Annotated in this window: 9 protein-coding genes; 5 read left to right on the top strand and 4 right to left on the bottom strand. The window is 32.0% G+C overall.

What is annotated here, in order from left to right:
* Positions 1–41 precede the first annotated feature (41 nt).
* From EZH24_RS03505 to EZH24_RS03520, 4 genes are all read left to right on the top strand, one after another.
* Positions 42–425 carry a RidA family protein gene (locus EZH24_RS03505; protein WP_137997746.1) on the top strand — a complete coding sequence of 128 codons (384 nt, stop codon included), beginning with the start codon at positions 42–44 and terminating at the stop codon, positions 423–425.
* A gap of 97 nt (positions 426–522) precedes the next feature.
* Complete coding sequence (locus tag EZH24_RS03510; RefSeq protein WP_137997747.1) at positions 523–1,386, top strand: DUF368 domain-containing protein; 864 nt, start codon at positions 523–525, stop codon at positions 1,384–1,386.
* A gap of 74 nt (positions 1,387–1,460) precedes the next feature.
* The gene (locus EZH24_RS03515) at positions 1,461–2,582 is read left to right on the top strand and encodes a tetratricopeptide repeat protein (protein ID WP_137997748.1); all 1,122 of its coding nucleotides are present in this window, start codon (positions 1,461–1,463) and stop codon (positions 2,580–2,582) included.
* A 17-nt stretch (positions 2,583–2,599) separates the two neighbouring features.
* Positions 2,600–3,643, top strand: coding sequence for a tetratricopeptide repeat protein (locus EZH24_RS03520; RefSeq protein ID WP_137997749.1), 1,044 nt, complete (start codon positions 2,600–2,602; stop codon positions 3,641–3,643).
* Between the two features lie 59 nt (positions 3,644–3,702).
* On the opposite strand, the gene EZH24_RS03525 is transcribed toward EZH24_RS03520, so the two are convergent.
* Entirely contained in the window at positions 3,703–4,443 is a 741-nt protein-coding gene (locus tag EZH24_RS03525) for a WecB/TagA/CpsF family glycosyltransferase (RefSeq protein WP_137997750.1), read from the bottom strand.
* Positions 4,444–4,488: 45 nt separating this feature from the next.
* On the bottom strand, positions 4,489–5,469 hold the full coding sequence (gene pfkA, locus EZH24_RS03530; protein ID WP_137997751.1) for a 6-phosphofructokinase: 981 nt from the start codon (positions 5,467–5,469) through the stop codon (positions 4,489–4,491).
* 141 nt (positions 5,470–5,610) lie between these two features.
* Here pfkA and mgtE point away from each other — a divergent pair, with 141 nt between their 5' ends.
* Positions 5,611–6,981, top strand: coding sequence for a magnesium transporter (gene mgtE / locus EZH24_RS03535; protein WP_137997752.1), 1,371 nt, complete (start codon positions 5,611–5,613; stop codon positions 6,979–6,981).
* A gap of 70 nt (positions 6,982–7,051) precedes the next feature.
* Here mgtE and secF read toward each other — a convergent pair whose 3' ends face one another.
* A complete protein-coding gene (gene secF / locus EZH24_RS03540; RefSeq protein ID WP_137997753.1) occupies positions 7,052–7,969 on the bottom strand; it encodes a protein translocase subunit SecF in 918 nt (305 codons plus the stop codon).
* A gap of 44 nt (positions 7,970–8,013) precedes the next feature.
* Positions 8,014–9,525: a protein translocase subunit SecD gene (gene secD, locus EZH24_RS03545; RefSeq protein ID WP_137997754.1), complete on the bottom strand. Its 1,512-nt coding sequence runs from the start codon at positions 9,523–9,525 to the stop codon at positions 8,014–8,016.
* Positions 9,526–9,682: the final 157 nt, after the last annotated feature.

Below are 9,682 nucleotides of genomic sequence, written 5' to 3' on the forward strand. Positions count from 1 at the left end.
GATAATAAAAATAATATTAAATTAATAAGAGGAAAAAGAAAATGGATAAAAAGATTATTAAAACTCATAAAGCTCCGCAAGCTATAGGACCTTATTCTCAAGCGGTTAAAAGCGGTAATTTTATTTTTGCTTCAGGACAAATACCTTTGGACCCAGTAAGCGGCAATATGATTGAAAACGATATTAAAAAGCAAACCGAAAGAGTTATGGAAAACATTAAGGGGCTTTTGGAATCGGAAAACCTTACTCTCTCAAATGTAATCAAAACTACCTGTTATTTAAGCGATATGTCAAATTTTGCGGCGTTTAATGAAGTTTACGCGTCTTATTTTACGGACGATACTCCGGCAAGAAGCACCGTAGCGGTAAAATCTCTTCCTAAAGATGCTTTAGTTGAAGTTGAAATAACCGCGGTTATTGATTAATAATTTTTATATAAGCCATGAATATTATTATAATTAATCGTTATAATAATTCATGGCTTATATTTTTAAATAAATTAAAATAAAATTGGAGTATATTATGAGAGCGTATTTATCCTATTTTATAAAAGGAATGGCTATAGGAATAGCGAACGCGATTCCCGGAGTATCGGGAGGAACGATAGCTTTCGTTCTTGGAATTTACGAAAAATTAACTTATTCGATATCCTCTCTTCCGATGTCGTTAATTAAATTAAGATGGAAAGATGTCGCGGAAAGTTTAAAAATATTGATTCCCGTATTTTTGGGAGCTATTATTTCGATATTTTTATTTCTAAATATTATTAGTTTTTTGTTTGCCAATTATCCCATTCCAACTAAAATATTTTTTGTCGGACTCGTATTGGGTTCTTTTCCTTTCGTAACGAAAACGGTTGAAAAATACGATTTGAAAATATTTTTGTCTTTCTTTTTGGGCGCTTTTATAATGGCTATATTCGTTTATTTCGATATTAACGAACCCGAGATTAATAAAACTATCGGAGAATCGACTTATTCGGATTTTTCGGTTGTCTACGGAATAAAATTATTTTTCTGCGGAATAGCGGCGGCGATAGCGATGGTGATTCCCGGAATATCGGGTTCTTTGCTTTTGCTGATATTGGGAGAATACGAGAATATATCTTATTTTGTTTCAAATATTACATCGAATTTCAATTATATTTATCCTCTAATATTTTTAGGAGTTGGAATAGTTATAGGAATTTTCGCGATATCAAAATTAATAACTATTTTGATTCAAAAATATAGAGGAATAGTTTTCGGTTTCGTATTGGGGATTTTGATAGTGTCATTTTTGAGTTTGTGGCCCAATATAACTTTTTTAAGCGTTCCAATGTTGGCGGCGACAGTTTTATCAATGTGTCTTGGTTTTTTAGTAGCCATAGTTATGGAAAAAATTTAAATTTATTTTATAATATGCCTAAATTTTATATAATTCGATTCCGAATATATATAGTAATGTAAAGAGGATAAATTATGGATAAGATAAGATATTGTAAAACAAAGATATTTTTAATATTTAATTTAATATTATTTATTTTTACGGCGGGAGTTTTATATTCTCAAACTTCTACGAATCTCGATAATTCTTTTACGAATTTGCCTAATTCTAAAAGATTGGCGAATAATATCTCAATAAGGGCTATAAACGAAGATTCGTTATATGTCGAATGGCAAGGCATATATCATCCTAATTTAACTTATTATGTGTATAGAAGCAATAATCCGATATTATCGAGACCGCTTTTAACTACGGCGACAGTTATAGGTTCGGTAAAAGCGACTAATAATGCTAATTCATATTCTGTGCTTGATATACTTCCATCTTATGGAACATATTATTATGCGGTAATATCTTATGTAGATAATATAGGTTTTTATACGGCAGATTCGGACGTAGACACGATTTCTTTCGAATATAAAAACCCTAATGCCAATATTATTACCAATACAAATACAATGATAATAGTTGCGAGTAATTTGAATACGAATTTAATGAATAATGAATTCATTACGAATGCATACACGATAACAAATTTTATAACCGAAACAAATTATTACGCTCAAACCAATTATTATGAGCAAACAAATTATTATAATGAAACTAATTATCATAATATAACAAATTACTATAATACTACAGAAATAATTATAACGGGAGAAACTAATAATAATATTTCGAATAATCCTATAAAAAATAGAGACACGAACGAAACGGATTATATATATACGAACATTATGAATACGAATGAGAATGTAGACGGAATGGTAAATACTAATTCTATAGAAGCCACTATTAATAATATTATGGAAACTCCTCCTCCAGCTCAAACGGAATACGATATGTATATGAACGAATATAATAAAGCTTTGGCTCAATTTAGATTGGGAAATTATTCTACCGTAATTACTTTACTTGAACCTGTATCAAGAAAAAATGTTAATAGAAATTTATATTATAATATTAATTTGCTACTTGGAAAAGCCTATAAAAATACAAATCAAAAACAAAACGCTTTGAATGTATTTAGACGCATACAGTCTATTAATTCAACGGAAGTTAATTTTTGGGTTAATCAAGTGTTAAGCGATTTATAATTAATGGAGAATATATTATGAAAATTTATGCAGCGATTTTAGCCTCGGTTATTACCATAGTTGCCATTTTGGGAGGAGTTTTTATTACCAAGGCATCCTCTTTATCTTCGCCCGAAAGATATTTTCAAAAAGGCAAAAGATATTATGAAATGGGCAATTATGATGAAGCTATAAATAATTTGAACGAATATTTGTCTATAGATACAAAATTGAGACCTTTGGATAATATAGCGCAATCTTATTTCTTGGTCGCAGATTCTCTAAAAAGACAAAAAAAATATCATTTGGCTAAAGAAAGACTTACAGAGATTATAGATAATCCAGAATTTATAAATTATTCCACAAATGCCATAATAACATACGCTGATATAGCGCGTTTGGAAAATGCCGCAGACTATTATATAATGCCTAAATTACAGAATAATTTGAGAGCTAAAGATAACGATATAGCTTCAACTATGAATATGGAATACGGCTATCAATTATTTTTCCAAAAAAAATACGGAGAGGCTTTGAGTTATTTTTTAAGGGCTAACGGCGAGCTTGCGGTATTAGGAAGAGCGAGAGTTTATTTCAATATGAACGATTACGACAGAGCTTTTGAAATATACGAAGACTTTTTACAATACTATAAAACGAGCGTTTATTATGACGAGGTTATGAGAACTTATTTAATTCAAGTTCCCGCAAGAGCGCATAAATCGTTTTTGGAGAGAAATTATGTTAAAGCGAGAATGTATTATAATAAAATAGCGACTTTATTTCCGAGAACTAAATATGAAGAAGAGGCTTTATTTAGAATCGGGCAATCCTATTATGATGAAAAAAATTACGATAAAGCCATAGAATTCTACAATAAGGTTAGATACAATAATAATATCGATACTTTAGACGCCGAAGCTTTGCTTTATATAGGTTTATCTTATTTCAAAGTCGGCAGATATTCAGACTCTTATAAAACTTTGGATTCTTTTGTCTCTCAATATCCGAATAATCCAAATGTTCCAAGGGCAAAAGAATATATGGCGGCTTTACAAGAAACTTTACTAACTTTAAATTAATGATTTTAAAAGATTAAACGACTTATATATAAGAAAAACAAAAAGAGAAATTAAATGATTTAATTTCTCTTTAATTTTAAAGTTAATTTTTCAAGTAGAATAAGTATCCAAAAAAATATATAATCTAAATATAGGAATATTCTAAATAAATTATTCTTTAGGTAAAAAGATTCCTCTTTATTTGATTCCAATATTTTCATATTAGGGGATTTTATTCTTCCCGCAAAACCGTCTAATGGTCTCAATATAGGGACGCATAATTTTACTTTTAAATTTTCTTTATTATTTGCATACCAATATAGAGATTTTTTAAAAGGCATATATATTAAAAACATATCGGGAGATATTTTTTTTAGTCCTATAAAAACTTTCTCCAATTCTTCTTTATTTTTCGGATTATCCAAATTTCCGACATGTCTTATATTAGGATATATTTTTTTTATTTTTTCCAAAATGGCAAAGAAGTATTTTTCGTTATCCCCAAATAAAAACATAGACATTTTTTTCTTATCTATATACGACAATATATTTGAGAAAAAAATAAAATCTTGCATATATTCCAATTTTTCTTTGTGAATAAATTTATAACCTTTGGCTATAGCATGATGAGAGGCGATAACTAAAGAGGCGTTATTTACCGTTTCTTTCAATTTTTTATTGGAACGAACTTTTAATAATTGATGAATATCTAAAGTAACTATTAAAGCGTTTTTTTCGTCTTTTAGTTTCTCTAAAATATCGTCAAAATCGTTATTAAAATTGTCTATTCTAATTCCCAAAATCGATTTACTTTCTTTCATAAAACTATAGCCTTGATTATATTAAACTTATAACTTAATTTATAATTATATAGCCAAAGTTCTGCATAGCTCCAAATCTATAGGATCGATTTTAGGAACTTTTTTAATGGCATCGGATAAAGGAGTATAAGTGTATTCTCCTTTCCAAATTCCAACCGCAATATTAGTTTTTTCTTCCAATAAAGCCTTAACCGCTATATAACCGAATCTCGCTGCCATAAGTCGTTCTTTTGAAGTAGGAGAACCTCCTCTTTGCATATGTCCTAATATGGTAACTCTCGTATCGAAGCCCGTTTTCCCTTCTATATGTTTCGCCGTTTCCATAGCTCCTCCAGATTCGTCTCCTTCGGCAACGACAATTATTGAAGATTTTTTTCCTCTCTTTTTGGCGAGTTGTAATTCTTCGACTATTTTATCCAAATTGGTTGGAGTTTCGGGTATAAGTATATCTTCCGCGCCAGAAGCTATTCCCACTTCTAAAGCTATATAGCCCGCATGTCTTCCCATAACTTCCACTACGAAACATCTTCCATGACTTGTAGCCGTGTCTCTCAATTTGTCTATCGCCTCCATAGCGACATTAACCGCCGTATCGTATCCTATCGTATAATCCGTTCCGTATATATCGTTGTCAATGGTTCCAGGAATGCCGACTATGGGGAATTCTGGATGATGATTTGCAAAATCCAAAGCGCCTCTATAAGTTCCGTCTCCGCCTATTACTACCAAAGCTTCCATTCCATGATACTTCATATTATCCGCCGCTTTTTTCATTCCTTCTTCCGTTTGGAATTCGGGCGACCTTGCAGAAAATAATATAGTTCCGCCATGATTAATGATTCCGCCAACGCTTCCCGCGTTCATGTCGTAAACATTATTATACATAAGACCTTGATAGCCTTCTCTTATTCCCACAACCTCAAGCCCGTTCGCTATAGCCGTTCTAACCACGCTTCTTATAGCTGGATTCATACCCGAAGCGTCTCCTCCGCTTGTAAGTATCCCTATTCTTTTTATTTTACTCATGTTGAAATAACTCCTTTTAAGTATATAATTTATCCAATTAATGATATAATCAATATCGAAATTTATTTGATATATTATATATTAATTGTTAAAGAATTGATATACTAAATATAAAAAAATATTTATCAAATTGGGCGGTTTATGTCAAATCAAAATAAAGAATACACGGAAATTATCAATATTATAGAAAATAAAAGATGGGATAAATTAAAATATTCTTTAGCCGATATGCATGCCGCAGAAATAGTCGACATAATAAGAATACTCGATAACGATAAAAATAAAAGCATATTATTCAGATTATTATCGACAGAAAAAGCCGCTTATGTTTTCTCGGAACTCGATTCGAACGAACAAGAATCTTTAATATATTCGATGAACGATAACGAATTGAAAGATTTGATTCATGAAATGAGTCCCGATGACAGAATTTCGTTATTAGAGGAACTTCCAAGCGATATTACAAAAAAGATTTTCTCTTTAATGAAGGAAACCGATTTGAATATTACGAGACAGTTATTGGGCTACCCCGAAGATAGCGTTGGAAGAATAATGACTCCAGAATATATAGATGTCAATCCCGATTTTACGATTAAACAAACTTTGGAATATATTAGAGAATTTGGAAAAGATTCGGAAACTTTCGAGGTTATTTATGTTGTAGGTAAGAACGATATATTATTGGGTTATATTTTATTGAAAGATTTATTATTTGCGAAAAATGAAGAGGAAACGATAAAAGATTTGATGCATACGGATATTATTTATTTGTCGGTATATTCCGACCAAGAGGAAGCGGTAAAAGTCGGAAGAAAATACGATTTGCTTTATATTCCAGTAGTCGATTCAAAAAACGCTTTAATAGGAATAGTGACAATAGACGATATTTTTGATATTGCCGAAGAAGAAGACACCGAAGATTTTCATAAACTCGGAGCTATAAGCGTAGACGATGATTTTTCGGGAAATATTAAACAGGCATCGGTTTTCACATTATATAAAAAAAGAATTATGTGGCTTTTTATATTGGTTTTTATAAATATAATTTCGGGCTATTTTATCGGACTATTTACGGAAACTATAAGCAAATATGTTTCTCTCATTTTCTTTCTGCCTTTATTAATCGACAGCGCTGGAAACGCGGGAGCGCAATCTTCCACTTTGATAATAAGAAGTTTATCAATTGGATATGTCAAAAAGAGCGATTGGCTTTTTATGTTGGGGAAAGAAATATTAATATCGGCGGCGCTTGGTTTAACTATGGGTTTAACCGTTTCGTTGCTTGCGATTTTTAGAGGAGGTTTGACAATAGCTTTTGTCGTTTCGTTATCAATGATATTGGTTGTCATAATAGGAAGTTTAATTGGTTTATGTTTGCCTTTCATTTTCGTAAAGCTTAAAAAAGACCCGACTACAAGCAGCGTTCCTTTAGTCACTTCGATTTGCGATATTAGCGGAACTTCTATTTATTTATTTTTAGCTACGGTAATTTTATCGAAATTCGGCGGTTGATAATATTAATAATGAATTTATTTAATAATAGATAATACAAATCATAACCATTAACTTTGCTATCAAATAATTAAGCTTTCTTGCCTTTCATAAAAAGTATTAAAAGTCCACTCGCTATAAAATTACTCGCGTAAGTTCCTATGATTACTCCGCAAAAGAAAGTAAAAGCAAAATCATAAAGTATAGAACCGCCCCATATCATTATAGAACCAGCTGCAAGCAAGGTTGATACGCTCGTCATTACGGTTCTTCCAACGACATTATTTAAACTCGAATTAACTATTTCTTTAAAAGGTTTTTGGCTGTCGGAATTTTCCCTTATTCTGTCGAATACGACTATTATATCGTTAATCGTATAACCGATTAAAGTCAAAATGGAAGATAAAACCAATATTGAAAATTCTTTATTTAAGAAAGTTATTATTCCGAATACTATAACCACATTATGAATAAGAGTTATAATCGCGGGCAAAGCGTAGCGATGATTGAATCTTATCGCAATATAAATCATTATTATTATCCAAGCGATTACTATAAGTATAAAAGCCAATTTCAAATTGTCGGAAGAAACGACTCCGCTTATAATATTGCTTCCGATTAACGAAACTTTATCCTCTCCGTAATTATCGTAAAGAACTTTCATAGCTCTGTCGGACTCTTCGTTCGAGCCTCTAAATCTCAAAAGAAAAGAATTTATATTTTCTTCGCCTTCCAACTCTTGTATATTAATCGTCTCTTCTCCAAAGTTGGAATATAAAGCCCTTATTTCCGCAATATTTATGACTTGTGGATTATCAATTTTTACATTTAATTCGACTCCGCCCGCAAAATCGATGCTCAAATTGAAATTTCCGCTTTTGATTTTTTGTGCAAATATACAAATCGAGGCTATGAAAAGTATCGAAGATATAACCGCCGCAATAGGCATAAACTTCACAAATGGAATTTTATATTTTGTATTATTATTTTTTATTTCTTTGTCACTCATTTACAAATCCTTATTTTAATTAAATTAATTGATATTTTATATTTTTATATAAAGAAAAAACCCGCTTTTTTCACGATTTTCGCTCTTATAATCTCTTCGTAAATATATCTCGTTATGAATACCGCCGTAAACAGATTTATCAAAATACCGAAAAATAGAGTAATCGCAAAACTTTGAACGGGACCGCTTCCGAATATCCAAAGTATCAAGGCGACTATTATTGTCGTTATATTCGAATCGAATATAGTCGAAAAAGCTCTGTCATAACCAGAAATTATCGCATCGGCAATATTTGATTTTATTCTTAATTCTTCTTTAATACGTTCGAATATAATTATATTCGCATCAACCGCCATACCCATAGTTAGAATGAGTCCCGCAATTCCAGGCAATGTTAGAGTAAATCTTAAAGGAGATAAAACCGCTATTACGAGGACAATATTTACAAGCATCGCTATCGTGGCAAGAACGCCAGAAAGTCTATAAATCGCTATCATAAATACCGCGACGAGTATAAAAGCCATAAATAACGCCGTAGTTCCCGCTTTTACCGAGTCCGCTCCTATCGACTGCCCGACAACAGCTTCCTCTATAACTTTAACATTCAAAGGCAAAGCCCCTTCTTTCAATATTCTTGCCAAATCTTGCGCTTCTTCAATAGTAAATCTGCCCGTAATTACTCCTCTGCCTCCTCTAATTTCTTGATTTATATTTGGAGCGCTTATGACTCTATCGTCCAAAACTATAGCGAGCATTCTATTTACATTTTGAGCGGTTACCAAAGCGAATTGAGTAGCTCCTTCGTTATTAAGTTCAAAAGAAACATTAGCCTCTCCGAATTCTCCGCCCGTCACATTTGCGTCTATCAAAGCGTTTCCCTCGAGCGAAGGCTCTTTATTTACTATAACGGGAGCGCCTCTCACTCTTCTGCCGAAATCGTCTTTTTCGCTATAAAAATATAATTGTTTTCCATATTCTGGAACTTTTGCAGAATTTGTAAAAACTCCCATAACCATATCGTTTTCATTTATTAAAGCTGTGGATTCTTCGTCAACCAAATTAAAAGTCAAAGCTCCTTGACTCAAAACCACGCTCTTTATTCTGTCGGGGTCTCTCGCTCCTGGAAGTTCGACTACTACTCTATCCTCGCCCTGCTTCCTTATTCCTACTTCGCTCACTCCGAATTGGTCTATTCTTCCTCGCAACCTCGATATTAATCTGTCCATCGCTTCGTTTTTCTCTTCGGCGCTTAATGAAGAAACATTTCTTTCAAGTCGATTTGCATATTCTTCAAAATCCGCTTGCAAAACTATTCTTATTCCGCCTTGCAAATCGAGTCCCATATTAACCGATTCGTTTCTTAATCTTTTGTAAGATTGAACTCTGTCTATATCTTCTTTCGTATAACCTTCGGCAATCATATCGTCCAAAGATAAATTGCTCTCTTCTTTTTTGTCGGCGGATGTAAAGAAATACCATCTCACAGTCGGGGCTATAAACCAACCCATAATTGCAAGTCCTATGATAATGAAAGCTAATCTTAAATTATGACTCATATTCTATTCCTATTTTTATTTAAATTAATTATTTTTATTTTCTTCTTCCTGTTGGGCTTTTTCCAAATCTTCTTTTAATTGATTCTTATCCTCTTTTTTTTCTTTCTTATCTTCTTTTTTCGGAGGATTCAACATCTCTTCGGTAACTACCGCGGAT

Origin of the sequence: Brachyspira catarrhinii (genome assembly GCF_005518285.1) — a bacterium.
Classification (GTDB): Bacteria; Spirochaetota; Brachyspiria; order Brachyspirales; family Brachyspiraceae; genus Brachyspira; species Brachyspira catarrhinii.

Excerpts from the sequence above, each read along its gene's own strand:
- EZH24_RS03525 (WP_137997750.1), bottom strand. The coding sequence starts at position 4,443 with ATGAAAGAAAGTAAATCGATTTTGGGAATTAGAATAGACAATTTTAAT.
- mgtE (WP_137997752.1), top strand. The coding sequence starts at position 5,611 with ATGTCAAATCAAAATAAAGAATACACGGAAATTATCAATATTATAGAA.
- secF (WP_137997753.1), bottom strand. The coding sequence starts at position 7,969 with ATGAGTGACAAAGAAATAAAAAATAATAATACAAAATATAAAATTCCA.
- EZH24_RS03515 (WP_137997748.1), top strand. The coding sequence starts at position 1,461 with ATGGATAAGATAAGATATTGTAAAACAAAGATATTTTTAATATTTAAT.
- EZH24_RS03510 (WP_137997747.1), top strand. The coding sequence starts at position 523 with ATGAGAGCGTATTTATCCTATTTTATAAAAGGAATGGCTATAGGAATA.
- pfkA (WP_137997751.1), bottom strand. The coding sequence starts at position 5,469 with ATGAGTAAAATAAAAAGAATAGGGATACTTACAAGCGGAGGAGACGCT.
- secD (WP_137997754.1), bottom strand. The coding sequence starts at position 9,525 with ATGAGTCATAATTTAAGATTAGCTTTCATTATCATAGGACTTGCAATT.
- EZH24_RS03520 (WP_137997749.1), top strand. The coding sequence starts at position 2,600 with ATGAAAATTTATGCAGCGATTTTAGCCTCGGTTATTACCATAGTTGCC.
- EZH24_RS03505 (WP_137997746.1), top strand. The coding sequence starts at position 42 with ATGGATAAAAAGATTATTAAAACTCATAAAGCTCCGCAAGCTATAGGA.